A 16,307-nucleotide genomic window follows, 5' to 3' on the forward strand; every position below is an offset into this window, starting at 1 on the left:
TTCAGTGTGTACTCGGGGTCGGCAGACCGTCGGTGAGCGCGGGGGGCGTGTTCGATACCGGCGTTCCGCCTGGGCCGGGTGTCGCCACCGGCGTGGGCTTCACACCCTGGATCGTCGCGGCCGGATCGGTCACGAGGGGCGTGTCGGTGATGAGGGCATTGGGCACGGTGGCGCGGCCGATCGCGTCCACGGACGATGCGCCGACCGCCGCCTGGCCGGATCCGAGGATCGCCCCGTCGCTGAGCCGCAGGTAGTTCGGCGATTCGTCGATGACCATCCCGAGCGCCGAGGCGTTCGCTGCGAGGTACTGCGGCGAGTTGAGTCCGGCCACGTCGTCGTTGAGGATCTGCTTCTGCCAGGTCAGCGTGCGCTGCTGCTCGTTCAGGCTCGACAGCTCGTACGAGCCCTGGGTCGTGACGATCGACAGCGCCATCTGCGCGCCGACGATCGCGAGAGCCCCGGCGAGCGCGACGATGCCGTACGCCAGGCGTGGTCGTCTGCGCCTGCTCGGGGCCTCCACGACGTGGAACCGTCGCTGGGGGACCTCGAACTCCGGAAGGAGCGATGTCGGCAGAGCCGTTCCGACGGGGTTGACCGCGCTCATGCCGCATCTCGCAGACGTTCAGCGGCACGCAGCCGCACCGGTGTGGCCCGGGGATTGCGGGCGACCTCTTCTGGCGAGGCCTGCTCGGCGCCCTTCACGATGAGCCGGAAACGAGGAGCGTGCTCGGGGAGCTCCACCGGAAGCCCTGACGGAGCGGTGGATGCTGTCGCCTCCGCCAGCGCGCGTTTGACGAGGCGGTCTTCGAGGGATTGGTAAGACATCACGACGATGCGGCCTCCGACCGGCAGGAGGTCCAGCGCGGACGGGATCGCACGCTCGAGCGCGGCGAGCTCGCCGTTGACTTCGATGCGCAACGACTGGAACACCCGCTTGGCGGGGTGCCCCGCCTGCTTCAGCGCAGCGGGGGTGGCTGCCTGGAGGATGTCGACGAGGCGCCCTGAGCGGTCGATCGGTGCGTCTGCGCGTGCCGCGATGATCGCGCGGGCGTAGCGTCCGGCGAGCTTCTCCTCGCCGTACCTTTCGAAGATGCGACGCAACTCGCCCTCGCTGTACGTGGCGAGGACGTCTGCCGCGGTCGTTCCCGAGGTCTGGTCCATCCGCATGTCCAGCGGCGCGTCCTGCGCGTAGGCGAACCCGCGATCGGCGACGTCGAGCTGAAGGGACGACACCCCGAGGTCGAAGAGGATCGCGTCGGCGGATGCGAGGCCCGCCCCGTGCACGGCTGCGGTGATCCCGTCGTACACCGTGTGAACGAAGGTGACCCGGTCGCCGAACCGGGCGAGGCGTTGAGCGGCGATGCGCAATGCGTCCTGGTCGCGGTCGAGTCCGACGAGTGTGATCCCCGGGAAGCGTTCAAGGAGGGCTTCGGAGTGGCCGCCCATTCCGAGCGTCGCGTCGACGAGCACGGCGCCGTCGCGCTGCAGCGCGGGCGCGAGCAGCTCGACGCAGCGCTCCAGGAGGACGGGGGTGTGGATGTCGTTGAGGCTCATGGTCTCTGGGGCCTTGGGTCCTTGGCCCTGATCCCCATCCGCTCTGACCTGGCACCGGGGAAGTGTGTCAGGGAATGAGCGGCTGGGAGTCACAGCCGAGGAATCAGAACAGGCCGGGAATCACCTCCTGCTCCATCTCGGAGTAGCTGTCTTCGTTTCCTTCCGCGTAGGCGTTCCACGCGTCGGCGTTCCAGATCTCGGCGTGCGCACCGACGCCTGTGACGACGAGGTCGCGTTCCAGGCCCGCATAGGCGCGCAGCGCGGGAGGGATCGTGATGCGGTTCTGGCTGTCGGGCTTCTCGGCGCTCGCGCCGGACAGGAACATGCGCAGGAAGTCGCGCGCCTGCTTGTTCGTGAGCGGAGCTTCGCGGATGCGCTCGTGTGTGCGCTCGAACTCCTCCGCGCTGAAGACGTAGAGGCAGCGCTCCTGCCCACGAGTGACGACGATTCCCGCACCGAGGTCGTCACGGAACTTGGCCGGGAGGATGACGCGGCCTTTGTCGTCGAGCTTGGGAGTGTGCGTGCCCAGCAGCATCCGAACACCACCCCCTCCGACCGGCCCCCCCGGAATGTCCACCACTTTACTCCACTTTCCTCCACTTGACTATCAATCCGTGCGCAGAATCCGCCCTCCGCTCCCCCGCGACCAGGTCCACCTCACCGACCGGAGTGCGGCACACGAAAAAAAGCACCGACCCGGAGGTCGGTGCTTTCGATGGGCCGCGCGCTCAGCGCGGCGGTCGGTGGGGGCTCAGGGGCGTTCCTGGCGCCGATCCCATCGATCGTTCATGCGATCCATGAAGGACGTGGACGTCTTCTGTTTCGTGGGGCGGCCCGGCTCGGCCTCGACGTGGGCGATGCCGCGCGTGGGCGTCACCGCGAGGATGACTCCACCCAGCATCACGAGGAAACCGAGAACCCCGACGATGATGATGCTGGTCGAGACCCCCACGACGAGCCCACCCAGACCGGCGAGCACCAGGATGGTGCCGTAGACGATGTTGCGGTAACTGAGCGTGCGGCCGTCCCGGGGCGCGCTGACGACGTCTGCGTCGTTGCGCATGAGATGGCGTTCCATCTCGTCCAGCAGACGCTGCTCCTGTTCGGACAGTGGCATGCATCCCCCTCTTACGTGTCTGGCACTGGATGTCGCAGACGGCTCGATTGTACGCGTGCCGTCGATCACTAGGCTAGGCCCGTGATGCCCGCACCGGACCCGATCGAGGCTGTTTCTCAGCGTCTGGACAACTTCTTCTCGATCAGACGGTCCGAGGCGGCCGATTGGGGGCCCGAGGCGGCGTCCCTGATCGAGTCGGCGACCGGCGCGCTCCGCGGCGGGAAGCGTCTGCGCGCACGGTTCTGCCTGGCCGGCTGGCGTGCGGTCGACGAAGGTCCGGACGCACGCTCCACCGGGTCGCCGGGCGCCGATGTGATCGCCGCCGCGGCGGCGCTCGAGGTCTTCCACGCGGCGGCGCTCGTGCACGACGACATCATCGACAACTCCGACACGCGCCGCGGCGGACCCTCGGCGCACCGCGCGCTCGAGCGCTTCCACCGCGACTCGGCGTGGGTCGGAGACGCCGCCGCGTTCGGGCGCTCGGGCGCGATCCTGCTCGGCGACCTGCTGGTCGCGTGGAGCGATGACCTGTTCGAGGAGGGGATGGATGCTGCATCCCCCGCTTCCTCCGTCGCACGCACCGAGTATGCGCGCATGCGCCGTGAGGTCACGGTCGGGCAGTTCCTCGATATCGCCGAGGAAGCCGCCTTCCGCTCCGAGCCCGACGAGCGGCACGCCGACCGTGCGCTGCGTGTGGCCTCGCTCAAGTCGGCGAGGTACAGCGTGCAGCAGCCGCTGCTGATCGGCGCAGCCCTCGCCGGTGCGGACGCCGAGCAGCTCGCGGCGCTCGCGGCATTCGGGCATCCGCTCGGAATGGCGTTCCAGCTGCGCGACGACGTGCTCGGCGTATTCGGCGACGAGGCCGTCACCGGCAAGCCCTCCGGCGACGACCTGCGCGAAGGCAAGCGCACCGTGCTGATCGCCTATGCGCGCGAGCGCCTCGCACCGTCAGCCCGGCGCGTCGTCGATGAACTCGTGGGCGACCCCGATCTGGACGGCGTGCAGATCGCGGCGCTGCAGCGCACGATTCAGGAGACCGGCGCGCTCGAACGCGTCGAGGCCCTGATCGCCGACTACTCGCGACAGGCCGAGCGCGCCCTCAACGGCGCCCGCCTGGGCAATGCGGCGGTCGGAGACCTGCGGGACCTCGCCCGCGAGGCGACGACCCGAGCGGCCTGAACCGGCGCCCGCTCACCCCATCGACTGGGCGACGCGCCTGACCTCGCTCTTGCGACCGGCGCGCAGGGCTCCGATGGGCGACATGCCGATCGAATCCTCGTGCTCGAGAAGCCAGTCGATCGCCTCTTCGTCGCTGAATCCTGCGTCGTGCAGCACGAAGATCGTGCCCCGCAGGGACGACAGCGGTGCCCCGTCGACGAAGAACACCGCGGGGATACGGAAGACCCCCTCGCGCATCGCGCCCACGAGCTGCTGCTCGTCCAGCATCCTGCGCACCCGCCCGCGCGGGACGTCGAGCATCTCCGCGATCTCGGGCAGCGTGAGCCATTCGGTCTCGGTTCGCGGGGTGGTATCTCCGGTCACCATGCAACTATCTCATCCCGCGCTCCGTCGTATGTGCGCTCCCCGTTCGGAAAGGTCCGGGCGACATCGTGTACTTTCGTCACTCTTTTCCCACAGGCCACTTCTGTTGACTTGCGTTTACATCCGTGTCACGGTTACGACGTTGACGGAGGGGGAAGATCGTGCGACGACTCAACGGATCAGAAGGCACTCGCGTTCACCGGCGGATGCTCATCGACAGGGCTCAGGCGGTCTTCGTGAGTTCCCTCGCGCTCACTCTGGCGGCCGTTCCCGCCCACGCTGCGACCCTCACCGCTGTGCCTCAGGCCGGAGCCCGCGGCAGCGAGCGGGTGCCTGTGCCCGGCGCGGCCGAGGCTGCGCCGCGGGGCGCCGCGTTCCGGGCGCCCGCCACGGAGACACTCGACGACTACACCGTCCAGCCCGGCGACACCGTCAGCGCGATAGCGGGCCGGCACGGTCTGAGCACGGCGGAAGTGCTCGCCGCCAACGCACTGACGCCGGAGTCGATCATCTATCCCGGACAGGTGCTCCGCATGACCGGCACGCCCGCTCCACAAGCCCCTATCGCCGCGCCCCCCGCCCCGCAGGCCCCGGCATCCTCCGACTACGAGATCGTCGACGGCGACACGATCAGTGGGATCGCGTCGAGCCATGGCATCGCGACGCGCACCCTTCTGGACGCGAACGGACTGGATGAGACCTCGATCGTGTACCCGGGTCAGCAGATCGTGATTCCGGGCGCGATGGTTCCGGCGTCGGCAACCCCGCCGCCCTCCGGGCCCGAGAACACCTCGGCCTACGTCGTGCAGGCCGGCGACACCGTGACGGCGATCGCACAGGCCCATGGCCTGTCGACGCAGGCGATTCTCGACGCGAACGGGCTGACCCGAGCATCCATCATCTACCCGGGCGAATCGATCACGATCCCGGGTCCGGATGCGGTAGCGGCTCCCCCGGCCGTGACGCCGCCGGCGGAAACCGCGCTCGACGAGGAGCAGAGGGCGAACGCTGCTCTGATCATCCGCATCGGGCGCGAACTCGGCGTGCCGGATCGGGGTATCGAGATCGCGCTGGGCACGGCGATGCAGGAGTCGTGGCTTCGCAACCTCGGCTGGGGCGACCGAGACTCGCTCGGACTCTTCCAGCAGCGGCCGAGCACGGGATGGGGCACACCCGACGAAGTGGGCGATCCGGCGTACGCGACCCGATCGTTCTTCCTCGGTGCGACCGGGGCCGACGGCACGCGCACTCTCGGACTGCTGGACATCGCCGGGTGGGAGGACATGTCGTTCGCGGACGCCGCCCAGGCGGTGCAGATCTCGGCCCATCCCGATCGCTATGCGGGGTGGGAACTGCCCGCCTCACAGTGGCTCGCCGCCCTCGGCTGAGCACCCGCACGTGCTCGGAACCGTATGCGCCGAGGGTGAGCCGCTCCCCGGGGCGACGCCGCCCCGTCCGTAGACTCGAGGGGTGAGCACGAGTCAGCAAGCCGATCCCCTCATCGGGCGGCTTGTCGACGGCAGGTACCGCGTCCGGGCGCGCATCGCGCGAGGCGGGATGGCGACGGTCTACGTCGCCACCGACCTCCGCCTGGAGCGCCGCGTGGCGCTCAAGGTGATGCACGGTCACCTCAGCGATGATTCGGTGTTCCAGAGCCGGTTCATCCAGGAGGCCCGCTCGGCGGCGCGTCTTGCCGACCCGCACGTCGTGAACGTCTTCGACCAGGGCCAGGACGGCGAGACCGCCTACCTCGTCATGGAGTACCTCCCTGGGATCACCCTGCGCGAGCTCATGCGCGAGCAGCGCCGTCTCACGATCGCGCAGACGGTCACGATCATGGATGCTGTGCTCTCGGGTCTCGCTGCGGCGCACCGAGGCGGGATCATCCACCGCGACGTCAAACCGGAGAACGTCCTCCTCGCCGAGGACGGCCGCATCAAGATCGGCGACTTCGGCCTCGCCCGCGCGACGACCGCGAACACGGCGACCGGGCAGATGCTCCTGGGAACGATCGCCTACCTCGCCCCCGAACTGGTGACGCGAGGCACCGCTGATGCGCGGAGCGACATCTACGCTCTCGGGATCCTCCTGTACGAGATGCTCGTCGGCGAACAGCCCTACCAGGGTGAGCAGCCGATGCAGATCGCGTTCCAGCATGCGACCGACTCCGTGCCCCGTCCCAGTGTGAAGAACCCTGGCGTGCCCGAGCAACTCGACGAGCTGGTCCTCTGGGCCACCGAGCGCTCGCCCGACGATCGCCCCTCCGATGCGACCGAGATGCTGGGCCGCCTCCGTGAGATCGAGCACGAGCTCGGCATCTACCCCCAGGTCGCTCGTGCGGTCGCCGCGGCAGGGCCGGCGACCGATGACGGCGTCGATTCGGGACCCTTCGACTCGATGGGCGTCACGAGTGTTCTGCCGTCGACGATGACGGCTCCGACCACGGCGGTCGACACGACGGACAACGCGACGCGGCTTCGCCGCAGCACGCGGCGTCGCTCGGTGAAGGGCGGCTGGATCTTCGTCGTCGTCATCCTCCTGGCGGCCCTGGCAGGCGGGATCGGCTGGTGGTTCGGCTCCGGGCCCGGTTCGATGGTGGCCGTTCCGACCGTCGCGGGTATGACTTTCGACGCCGCTCAGGCAGAGATCGCGAACGCCGGGATGATCGCGCAGCAGCGCCCCGTCTACAGCCTCGATGTCGCCGCGGGGCTTGCGGTTGGCACCGACCCCGAGCCGGGCACCCGACTGGACCGCGACACCAGCGTGGCGGTGCTCATCTCGCAGGGACCGCAACCGCAGACCGTGCCGTCGCTCAGCGGCATGAGCGCCGACCTCGCTCGGCAGACGCTCACTGCGCTGAACATCAGAGTGACCGATCCGAACGAGTCGTCCTTCACGGAGGCTGCTGCGGGCTCGGTGATCGGCGCCTCCGTCACCCAGCGCGGGGACGGCTCCGTCATCGACTGCACGGCGGGATGCTCGATCCACGAGGGCGACACCGCGTCTCTGGCTGTCTCGCTCGGGCCCGTGCCCGATGTGACCGGACAGAGCCCCGACACTGCCACCGGCATCCTGAACGGCGTGAATCTGCAGGTCTCGTCGGACAAACCGACGGAATTCAGCGATGACATCGCCGCAGGGGACGTGATCCGCATCGCCGGTCGCGATGGAGGCGGCGATTGGCGACCGGGTGAAACGGTGACGCTCATCGTCTCGAAGGGTCCGGAGCCGATCGCCGTGCCGGCGGTGGTCGGGCTGACGATCCGCGACGCGATCAAGAAGCTCGAGGCCGCGGGCCTGAAGGGCCGCACCGACATCCCCGACACCCTCGGGCTCTGGGACATCTACCGCGTGAAGGGCGTGACCCCGAAGGAGGGCACCCTCCAGCCGCCCGGCACGGCGATCACGTTCACGGACGTCGGCCTGTAGACCCTTCTATCTCGCGAGACGCGGCTCCGGAACGTTCGATCTGCAAACGAAGGTTCCGGAGCCGCGTCTCGCGAGGTGTGAGCGAGGCTCGCACTTACGTCGAGCGATCGGCGCGGCGCAGGACGCGCCGCACGCGCTCGGCCAACGCTGCGCAGTCGGGGTGGACATCGTCGTATGCGACCTCGATCACGGTGTAGCCGGCGTCCTCGAACAGCTGACGTCGTGTGAGATCTTCGCGCCACTGGCGCCTGTCGGTGCGATGGTGATCGCCGTGGTACTCCAGGAGCACGCGTGAATCGGGGTAGCCCAGATCTGCGTGCCGGACTCCGGCTGCGGTCTTCACAGCCACCTGCACGGTGGGCTCCGGCAGCCCGCGCTCCACGAGGCCGAGACGCAGAAACGTCTCTCTCGGTGAGTCGACCGGACGCCTGAGTCGTTCGATCGCCCACGCCAGCGCTTTCGCGCCTCGCTTGCCCCGATGCGCCCGGAGCTCCGCATGAAGGTCGTCGATCGAGCACAACGGCACTCGCGTCGCGGCGCGGGTGCCGCTCAGCAGGAAATCCCCGACCGCGACGAGCCATTGAGGGGACAGCGGCCACCGCCCGCGTGCGCCCTCCGACTGAGGAGTCGAAGCTCGAATCGCCCCGGGTACGGACAACTGGGCCCACACCGCCGCGGGGGAGATCACGGGCAGCAGCCCGAGCACCGACCTCGGCACGTCGGCGCGCTCGGTCTCCCAACCGACGACCTCCGTCCTCTCGATCCGATGTGCACCCGCGACTGCCAGGGTATGGAGCGGCTCACCCGAGGTCCACGCCGTCGGCAACGGCATCCCCCACAGCCGGGCCGCGGTGACGTGGCTGAACCACCGGTTCTCGCCCAAGAGCGGGACGAGTGCTTCGCAATACGAGACGAGATCGTCGCCGACGGGTCCGCTGGCGTGCAAGCCACGGAAGGGATGGCTGATGTCACGGCCGCGCAGCCTTCCCTGGCCGATGCCTGCACGGCGCGCATCCTCCGTCGAGAATGTGCCGGAGAGCAGGACGGACGGGAGAGGGATTCGCGGAGGCATCCCTCGATCCTGCTCAACTTCGGCCGCCCGACGCGGAGGTTCTCCACAGGCTCGCGAGACGCGGCTGCGGAACGTCCAGTGCACCGATGGAGGTTCCTCGGCCGCGTCTCGCGGCCTGGAAGCCGCCGGGACTACAGCTTCTCGAGCTCCTCCGCGACGAGGAAAGCCAACTCGAGGCTCTGCATATGGTTCAAGCGCGGGTCGCACAGCGACTCGTAGCGCGTGGCCAGTGTCGCCTCATCGATCATCTCGGAGCCACCGAGGCACTCCGTGACGTCGTCGCCGGTGAGCTCGATGTGGATGCCACCCGGGAAGGTGCCGACCGCGCGGTGCGCATCGAAGAACCCGCGAACCTCATCCACGACGTCGTCGAAGCGCCGGGTCTTGTAGCCGGTCGGCGTCGTCATGCCGTTGCCGTGCATCGGATCCGTCACCCACAGGGGCGTCGCACCCGAATCGCGCACGGCCTCGAGCAGCGGAGGAAGCGCGTCGCGGATCTTGCCCGCGCCCATGCGCGTGATGAATGTGAGTCGTCCGGGCTCGCGATCGGGGTCGAGCTTGTCGATCAGCGCGAGCGCGTCATCTGGGGTGGTCGAGGGCCCGAGCTTCACGCCGATGGGGTTGCGGATCTTCGAGAAGTAGTCGATGTGCGCACCGTTCAGGTCGCGCGTGCGCTCACCGATCCATACGAAATGCGCCGACGTGTTGTACGGCGTTCCCGTGCGCGAGTCGATACGGGTCATCGGGCGCTCGTAGTCCATCAGGAGGCCCTCGTGGCCCGTGTAGAACTCGACGCGGCGAAGCTCGTCGAAGTCGGCGCCCGCCGCCTCCATGAACTTGATCGCACGGTCGATCTCGTGCGCCAGTCGCTCGTACTGCTGGTTGGCCGGGTTCTCCGCGAAGCCACGGTTCCACGAATGCACCTCGCGCAGGTCGGCGAAGCCACCCTGCGTGAACGCGCGGATCAGATTGATCGTGGATGCTGCGGTGTGGTACCCCTTCAGCAACCGGGCCGGATCAGCCGTGCGCGACCCCTCGGTGAAGTCGAATCCGTTGACGATGTCACCGCGGTAGGCGGGCAGCGTCACATCGCCCCGCGTCTCGGTGTCGCTCGAGCGCGGCTTGGCGAACTGGCCCGCCATCCGGCCCATCTTCACGACCGGCATCGAGGCGCCATAGGTCAGCACGACCGCCATCTGCAGAACGGTCTTGATGCGGTTGCGGATCTGCTCGGCCGTCGCTCCGGCGAAGGTCTCTGCGCAGTCACCCCCCTGGAGGAGGAAGGCACGCCCTGATGCGGCGCGCGCGAGATGTTCGCGGAGGTTGTCGACCTCGCCGGCGAACACGAGCGGCGGCAATGTGGCGATCTCGGCGGATACGGCGGCGACGGCGTCGAGATCGGGCCACGACGGCTGCTGTTTGATCGGCAGATTCCGCCAGTGGTCGAGAGAGTCGGGCTGCTGAGGCATCCGGCTAGTCTATTGGCGGGCGGTGACCCCACGGTTCATCGCGGAGCTGCGCCGACGGCCGGCGATCGTCAGGTCGTCGCCTCTTTCGCCCTGGCCACACGGTCCTTGACGCTGGATGCGTAGACGTCGTCGTATTCCTGCTCGCCGAGGCGTTGGAGCGCGACGATGATCTCGTCGGTGATCGAGCGGAGGATGAATCGATCCCCCTCCATGCCGGCGAACCGCGAGAAGTCCAGGGGTTCGCCGATCACGATCCCCACGCGCACGATGCGCGGGACGGTATGACCGATCGGAAGCATCGTGTCGGTGTCGACCATGACCACGGGCACCACGGGCACGTGTGCCTCCAGAGCCATGCGGGCAAGACCCGTCCGCCCGCGGTAGAGCTTGCCGTCAGGGCTTCGCGTCCCCTCGGGGTAGATGCCGAGCAGGTCGCCGCGACCGAGCACCTGGAGGCCTGTATTGAGGGATGCCTCGGACGCCTTGCCGCCCGAACGATCGATCGGGATCTGCCCCGTCGCCTTCATGAACATCCGCGTGGCCCAGCCTTTGAGGCCTTTGCCGGTGAAGTAGTCGCTCTTGGCGAGGAACGACATGGGTCTGTCGATCATGAGCGGCAGGAAGATCGAGTCCATCACCGAGAGGTGGTTGCTGGCGAGGATCGCCGCGCCTTCGGCCGGGATGTTGCGGCGGCCGACGACCCACGGTCGCCAGATGGCTTTGACCAGCGGGCCGATCACGATGTACTTCATCAGCCAGTAGAACATCGCTACCCCGTTCGCCCCGCGACGATCTCCGCGGCGTCGGCGACGGCGAGGTCCGCCGCTCCGATCAGGCCCGCGTCGTTGCCGAGCTGCGCGATCGCGAACTCGGCGATCGGTCGCTCGCCGTACCCGGGCAGCGAGGTCTCGTAGGCGATGCGCACGGGCTCCAGGAGTACTTCGCCGAGTTGGGCCACTCCCCCGCCGATGACGAAGAGCTCCGGATCGAGCACCGCCTGGAATCCGCCGCATGCCTCGCCGAGTGCGGTCGCCACCCGCCGGAGCGCCTCGACGGCACCGGGGTCATCCGCGAGGATCAGCCGAGAGATGGCCGGACCGTGCAAGACGCCCTTCTCCTCGCGGAGAGCGGCCAGCGCCGCGCCGATCCCTCCCGAGTCGGCGATGTCGTTCGCCTCGCGTTGCAGCGCGCGACCGGACGCATACTGTTCGAGGCATCCGTTCTGGCCGCAGCCGCACGGGTGGCCATCGCGGATGAACCGCAGGTGACCCAGTTCGGCGGCGATGCCGTGCCCGCCGCGGAACAGCTCGTTCGCCGAGATGATCGCACCGCCGACCCCGGTGCCCATCGTGAGCATCACCATGTCGTCGACTCCGCGCCCAGCCCCGAATCGGAACTCGGCCCACCCCGCTGCATTCGCATCGTTCTCGATGGTGACCGGCACATCGATGCGCGCCTCGAGGATCGCGCGCAGCGGCTCGTCGTGCCACGCGATGTTCGGGGCGTGGATGACGGTGGCGCGGTCCTTGTCGATGAAGCCGGCCGCGGCGACGCCGACCGCGGCGACGGGGTGCCCGGACGACAGGTGGTGGGCCATGTCGACGACGGCATCGGCCAGCGCGCGCGTATCGGTGGGAGTATCGACGCGCAGCTTCTCGATGATCGCGCCGTCGCTGTCGACGACTCCCCCGGCGATCTTGGTCCCACCGATATCGATCCCGACTTTGAGCACCGCGATCCCCTTCCAGGCCACGCGGCGCGCGGCGCCTTGCAGTCTAGCGGGGTCGGGTCATCCGCACTTCCGGAGGCTCGGCGCGGGCAAAGGTTAGACTCGGAGCCACCCGAGAGATATACGCCATCGGTACCGAAGGAGTTGCCGTGATCCAATTCGAAGTCCCTGCCATCGTGCCTGCCGACCCGCACGCGAACGTGACAGACCTTCTGGTCGACCGCGTGAAGGTCACCCCTGGGCTCGCCCTGTTCGCCGTCCCGGAGGGGGACGGCTGGCGCGACATCTCGGCGAAGGAGTTCCACCGCCAGGTCGTCGCCCTCGCCAAGGGCTTCGCGGCGGCCGGTGTCGAGCCCGGCGACAAGGTCGGGTTCATCGCCCGCACGACATATGAATGGACGCTCGTCGACTTCGCCCTCTTCTTCGCCGGCGCCGTCATGGTGCCGGTCTACGAGACGAGCTCGCCCGCGCAGATCCAGTGGATCCTCTCCGACTCCGGGGCGACCGCGGTCATCGCCGAATCCATCGACCACTCCGCGCGACTCGATGAAGTCCGGGCAGACCTCCCGCTGATCCGATCCGTCTGGGCCATGCACCTCGGCGATCTCGGCAAGCTGGTCGAGCAGGGTGCCGCTGTCACCGACGAAGAGATCGAACGCCGACGCAACATCGCGGTGGGCGCCGACATCGCGACACTCATCTACACCTCCGGCTCCACCGGCCGTCCGAAGGGCTGCGTGCTCACCCACAGCAACTTCGTCGAGCTCGTGCGCAACTCTTCCGTCGCCCTGAAGGAGGTGCTCACCGTTCCGGGGGCCTCGACCCTCCTGTTCATCACGACCGCGCACGTCTTCGCGCGGTTCATCTCGATCCTCGATATCCACGCGGGGGTCAAGACCGGCCACCAGCCCGACACCAAGTTCCTTCTGCCCGCCCTCGGCTCGTTCAAGCCGACCTTCCTCCTCGCGGTTCCCCGCGTGTTCGAGAAGGTGTACAACTCCGCGGAGCAGAAGGCCGAGGCGGGCGGGCGTGGCAAGATCTTCCGCTCCGCCGCGCAGACGGCGATCGAGCACTCGATCCGTCTGCAGGACGGCAAGAAGATCCCCCTCGGGATGAAGATCAAGTTCGCGCTCTTCGACCGGCTGGTGTACAGCAAGCTGCGAGACGCTATGGGCGGCCGCGTGCAGTACGCCGTGTCGGGGTCAGCTCCGCTGGGACCCCGCCTCGGGCACTTCTTCCACAGTCTGGGCGTCGTGATCCTGGAAGGCTACGGTCTCACCGAGACCACCGCACCCGCGACGGTCAACCTCGCCACGAAGTCGAAGATCGGCTCGGTCGGCCCGGTGCTGCCGGGCGTCGGAGTGCGTCTCGCCGACGACGGTGAGATCCAGGTGCGCGGGGTCGACGTGTTCAAGGAGTACTGGCGCAACCCCGAGGCGACAGCTGCGGCGTTCGACGGGGACTGGTTCAAGACCGGCGACCTCGGCTCTTTCGACGCCGACGGCTTCCTCTCGATCACCGGTCGCAAGAAGGAGATCATCGTCACCGCCGGCGGCAAGAACGTCGCTCCGGCCGCCCTCGAAGACCCGATTCGCGCGAACCCGATCGTCGGCCAGGTCGTCGTCGTCGGAGATCAGAAGCCGTTCATCTCCGCGCTGGTGACCCTGGACTCCGAAATGCTGCCGACGTGGCTCGCCAACAACGGCCTGTCGGCCGACATGTCGCTTTCGGCCGCCGCGGCCAACCCCGCGGTGCGCGCCGAAGTGCAGCGCGCGATCGATATCGCGAACAAGTCGGTCTCGAGGGCCGAGTCGATCCGCAAGTTCACGATCCTGCCCACGGAGTGGACAGAGGCCAGCGGTCACCTCACGCCGAAGATGAGCATCAAGCGGAACGTGATCATGGCGGACTTCGCCGAGGACGTCGAGGCTCTTTACGCCGTACCGGTCAACACCACCAACGTGTCATTGGCCTAGCGGGGTCTCGATACGCTCGCTCCTCGACCCTGACACGAGGACACGCACCGCGTGCGTCGTCGGCACGCGGTGCGTCTTCTCGCGTCAGAACCAGCTGCTCTCCCGGACCTCGCGCATGGCGGTGCGACGGGTCTCGGGCGGGAGGCGATCGAGGTAGAGCCTGCCGTCCAGATGGTCTGTCTCATGCTGGAGAGCCTGGGCGAGCAGACCGTCGCCCTCCAGCACGAGCGGCTGACCGTCCAGGTCGATCCCGACGACCTTCGCGTGGGGGTACCGCACGGCCGCATGCCAGAGCCCGGGTACCGAGAGGCATCCTTCGCCGACCTCGACCGGGTCACCCGACACCTCGACGAGCTCGGGATTGAGGATGTACCCGATGTCGCCGTCGATGTTGTAGCTGAAGGCACGCAAACCGACACCGATCTGCGGCGCTGCCACCCCCGCGCGACCCGGCAGCTCCACGGTGTCGAGCAGGTCTTGGACGAGCGCGCGCACACCGTCGTCGATGTCGTCTATGGGGGAACTCGTGGCGCGCAGAACGGGGTCGCCGAAGATGCGGATGGCTCGAACGGTCATCGGATGCCTATGCCGCCGGCGCGAGGGAACGCAGGCCCTGCACGACGGCAGCGGCCAGCTCGCGCGCGGCGAGTCTGGTTGCGGGCTGCAGATCACGGAAGGTGATGGTGCTCCCCCCTCCGATGAGCGGGTCGTAGGGCATCCGGACCACGGCGCGCACGCGGGTCGCGAAGTGCGATTCGAGCTCCTCCTGGCGCACGAGCGGCGCACCGGGGCGCGAATTGTTCAGCACGACGACGGCATTGCGCGACTGCTCGGAGTACCCGTTCGTCTCGAGCCAGGTGAGCGTCTCGGATGCGAGTCGTGCTTCGTCGACACTGAGCCCGGAGACGATCACCAGCTGGTCGGCGACGTCGAGCGTGGCTCCCATCACCGAGTGCACGATCCCGGTTCCCGTATCGGTGAGGACGATCGAGTAATAGTGCGCGGCGACGGCAGCGACGTCGTGGTAATCGCGATCGCTGAGCGCCTCCGAGACGCGGGGATCGGCATCCGATGCCAAGACGTCCAGGCGCGTCTCGTCCCGTGCCACGATCGAGGAGACATCGCTGTACCCGGACACCTCCGAGTGGACGCGGACCAGATCGCGGATGGTCCTGCCGCTCGACCGCGCGATGCGCTCGGCGAGCGTGCCGCGATCGGGGTTCGCGTCGATCGCGATGATGCGGTCGTCACGGGCATCGGCCAAGGCCATTCCCAGCAGTGCCGTGATCGTCGTCTTGCCGACACCACCCTTGCGCGAGAGAACGGGGACGAATCGCGCACCGCCCGGCAGAGCCACGGCGATCCGGCGGTCGAGTTCCTTGCGCGCACGCGCGCGCTTGCCGTCGCCGAGGTTGATCCGGTGCCCGCTGAGCGAGTAGACCAGGTGCTGCCAGGTGCCTTCCGGCTCGGGGCGTACGACCTGGTGCGGGTCGAGCAGCCGGTCGGGAGTGAGCAGGTCGGATGATTCACGCCCCGCTTCGAACTCACCGAGCCGCTTCGACGTCAACGCGACATCGGGACTCGGGTGAATCCGCTCGACGGCATGAGCGCGATCTGATCGTGCCGCCAGCTCTGGATGCATCGCTTCACGCCGCGTCGTCGGAGTGGACCCGGTGGGAGTGCGTGTGGACAGCTCTCGGTCGAGGCTGGGACCGCCGGGGGCGACCGCGAAAGCCGTGGTCGGGGGCGCCGCAGGCTCGGTGTTCGCGCGAGCGGCGGGGGTCGCATCCACGGGGGCGACCAGGCCAGGGTCGGCCGTCGGCGCGGCAGGCGCCACACCCGCGGGCGGCGATGCGTACGTCGCCGCGATCGACGGGGGACGCAGCGGTTCGGCCGCCCTGACGGGCTCGTCCTGCCGTGCGCTGTCGTCACCGCGGTCGGAAGCCTCTTCGTCGTCGTCGGTCTCGTACTCGCCGATGATCTCGGGCGCGTCCTCGACGAAAGCTCCGGGCGATGATGGGGTCTCGATCTCGCCGGTCAGGACCTCACCCGTCTCGACCTCACCCGTCTCGACCTCACCCGTCTCGACCTCACCCGCCTCGAGGACGCCCGTCTCGAGAACGCCCGCCTCAGAGGCCGGCTCATCCTCGAGAATGACCTCGTGAGGCTCATTGTGCTCGCCGTGAATGGCGTGGAGCGCCTCGGGCGCCACTTCGTCGTCGACGATTCCCTCGTCCTCGAGATCGTCGTGGTCATCGACCGGAAACGAGACGCTCACCTGCTCCGTCGTGGCTCCGAGAATGCTGAAAGCGCTCGTGTCGAGGCTGCCGGCGTCGGCGAGCACTCCGTTCTCGGCGTCCCCCTCGGGGGTCTGGTCCAATCGGTCGGGCGTCACAGCAAATCACTCCAAAGGACGGGC

15 protein-coding genes are annotated in these 16,307 nt (G+C 68.4%); 4 read left to right on the forward strand and 11 right to left on the reverse strand.

Annotated features, from left to right (window positions below; genetic code table 11):
- Nucleotide 1: 1 nt before the first annotated feature.
- The 4 genes from ftsL to F6B43_RS04685 all read right to left on the reverse strand — a co-directional run bounded on the left by ftsL (nucleotide 2) and on the right by F6B43_RS04685 (nucleotide 2,671).
- A complete protein-coding gene (gene ftsL, locus F6B43_RS04670; RefSeq protein ID WP_150447703.1) occupies nucleotides 2–604 on the reverse strand; it encodes a cell division protein FtsL in 603 nt (200 codons plus the stop codon).
- Entirely contained in the window at nucleotides 601–1,554 is a 954-nt protein-coding gene (gene rsmH, locus F6B43_RS04675) for a 16S rRNA (cytosine(1402)-N(4))-methyltransferase RsmH (RefSeq protein WP_150447704.1), read from the reverse strand. Before rsmH ends, ftsL begins: the two co-directional genes overlap by 4 nt.
- A gap of 103 nt (nucleotides 1,555–1,657) precedes the next feature.
- Nucleotides 1,658–2,089: a division/cell wall cluster transcriptional repressor MraZ gene (mraZ, locus tag F6B43_RS04680; RefSeq protein ID WP_150448428.1), complete on the reverse strand. Its 432-nt coding sequence runs from the start codon at nucleotides 2,087–2,089 to the stop codon at nucleotides 1,658–1,660.
- A gap of 216 nt (nucleotides 2,090–2,305) precedes the next feature.
- Complete coding sequence (locus F6B43_RS04685) at nucleotides 2,306–2,671, reverse strand: DUF3040 domain-containing protein (RefSeq protein WP_150447705.1); 366 nt, start codon at nucleotides 2,669–2,671, stop codon at nucleotides 2,306–2,308.
- Nucleotides 2,672–2,755: 84 nt separating this feature from the next.
- Here F6B43_RS04685 and F6B43_RS04690 point away from each other — a divergent pair, with 84 nt between their 5' ends.
- Nucleotides 2,756–3,850 carry a polyprenyl synthetase family protein gene (locus F6B43_RS04690; RefSeq protein ID WP_150448429.1) on the forward strand — a complete coding sequence of 365 codons (1,095 nt, stop codon included), beginning with the start codon at nucleotides 2,756–2,758 and terminating at the stop codon, nucleotides 3,848–3,850.
- Nucleotides 3,851–3,862: 12 nt separating this feature from the next.
- On the opposite strand, the gene F6B43_RS04695 is transcribed toward F6B43_RS04690, so the two are convergent.
- Nucleotides 3,863–4,216, reverse strand: coding sequence for an Rv2175c family DNA-binding protein (locus F6B43_RS04695; RefSeq protein WP_150447706.1), 354 nt, complete (start codon nucleotides 4,214–4,216; stop codon nucleotides 3,863–3,865).
- Between the two features lie 233 nt (nucleotides 4,217–4,449).
- Between F6B43_RS04695 and F6B43_RS04700 the strand changes: the two genes are divergently transcribed.
- Both F6B43_RS04700 and pknB read left to right on the forward strand, forming a co-directional pair.
- Nucleotides 4,450–5,601: a muramidase family protein gene (locus tag F6B43_RS04700; RefSeq protein ID WP_246159795.1), complete on the forward strand. Its 1,152-nt coding sequence runs from the start codon at nucleotides 4,450–4,452 to the stop codon at nucleotides 5,599–5,601.
- An 82-nt stretch (nucleotides 5,602–5,683) separates the two neighbouring features.
- On the forward strand, nucleotides 5,684–7,642 hold the full coding sequence (gene pknB / locus F6B43_RS04705; protein ID WP_150447707.1) for a Stk1 family PASTA domain-containing Ser/Thr kinase: 1,959 nt from the start codon (nucleotides 5,684–5,686) through the stop codon (nucleotides 7,640–7,642).
- A gap of 94 nt (nucleotides 7,643–7,736) precedes the next feature.
- Here the strand turns inward: pknB and F6B43_RS04710 are convergent, their stop codons facing one another.
- The 4 genes from F6B43_RS04710 to F6B43_RS04725 form a co-directional block, all read right to left on the reverse strand.
- Nucleotides 7,737–8,714 carry a hypothetical protein gene (locus F6B43_RS04710; RefSeq protein WP_150447708.1) on the reverse strand — a complete coding sequence of 326 codons (978 nt, stop codon included), beginning with the start codon at nucleotides 8,712–8,714 and terminating at the stop codon, nucleotides 7,737–7,739.
- 131 nt (nucleotides 8,715–8,845) lie between these two features.
- Nucleotides 8,846–10,183: a class II 3-deoxy-7-phosphoheptulonate synthase gene (locus tag F6B43_RS04715; protein ID WP_150447709.1), complete on the reverse strand. Its 1,338-nt coding sequence runs from the start codon at nucleotides 10,181–10,183 to the stop codon at nucleotides 8,846–8,848.
- A gap of 68 nt (nucleotides 10,184–10,251) precedes the next feature.
- Nucleotides 10,252–10,950, reverse strand: coding sequence for a lysophospholipid acyltransferase family protein (locus tag F6B43_RS04720; protein ID WP_150447710.1), 699 nt, complete (start codon nucleotides 10,948–10,950; stop codon nucleotides 10,252–10,254).
- A 2-nt stretch (nucleotides 10,951–10,952) separates the two neighbouring features.
- Entirely contained in the window at nucleotides 10,953–11,915 is a 963-nt protein-coding gene (locus F6B43_RS04725; RefSeq protein WP_150448431.1) for an ROK family glucokinase, read from the reverse strand.
- A gap of 146 nt (nucleotides 11,916–12,061) precedes the next feature.
- Between F6B43_RS04725 and F6B43_RS04730 the strand changes: the two genes are divergently transcribed.
- Nucleotides 12,062–13,888: an AMP-dependent synthetase/ligase gene (locus tag F6B43_RS04730; RefSeq protein WP_150447711.1), complete on the forward strand. Its 1,827-nt coding sequence runs from the start codon at nucleotides 12,062–12,064 to the stop codon at nucleotides 13,886–13,888.
- A gap of 84 nt (nucleotides 13,889–13,972) precedes the next feature.
- Here the strand turns inward: F6B43_RS04730 and def are convergent, their stop codons facing one another.
- Both def and F6B43_RS19840 read right to left on the reverse strand, forming a co-directional pair.
- Nucleotides 13,973–14,464 (reverse strand): peptide deformylase, encoded by a 492-nt coding sequence (gene def / locus F6B43_RS04735; RefSeq protein WP_150447712.1) that lies wholly within the window; start codon nucleotides 14,462–14,464, stop codon nucleotides 13,973–13,975.
- 7 nt (nucleotides 14,465–14,471) lie between these two features.
- Nucleotides 14,472–16,283 carry a MinD/ParA family ATP-binding protein gene (locus tag F6B43_RS19840; protein WP_246159796.1) on the reverse strand — a complete coding sequence of 604 codons (1,812 nt, stop codon included), beginning with the start codon at nucleotides 16,281–16,283 and terminating at the stop codon, nucleotides 14,472–14,474.
- Between the last annotated feature and the right edge of the window lie 24 nt (nucleotides 16,284–16,307).

Origin of the sequence: Microbacterium rhizomatis (assembly GCF_008710745.1) — a bacterium.
Classification (GTDB): Bacteria; Actinomycetota; Actinomycetes; order Actinomycetales; family Microbacteriaceae; genus Microbacterium; species Microbacterium rhizomatis.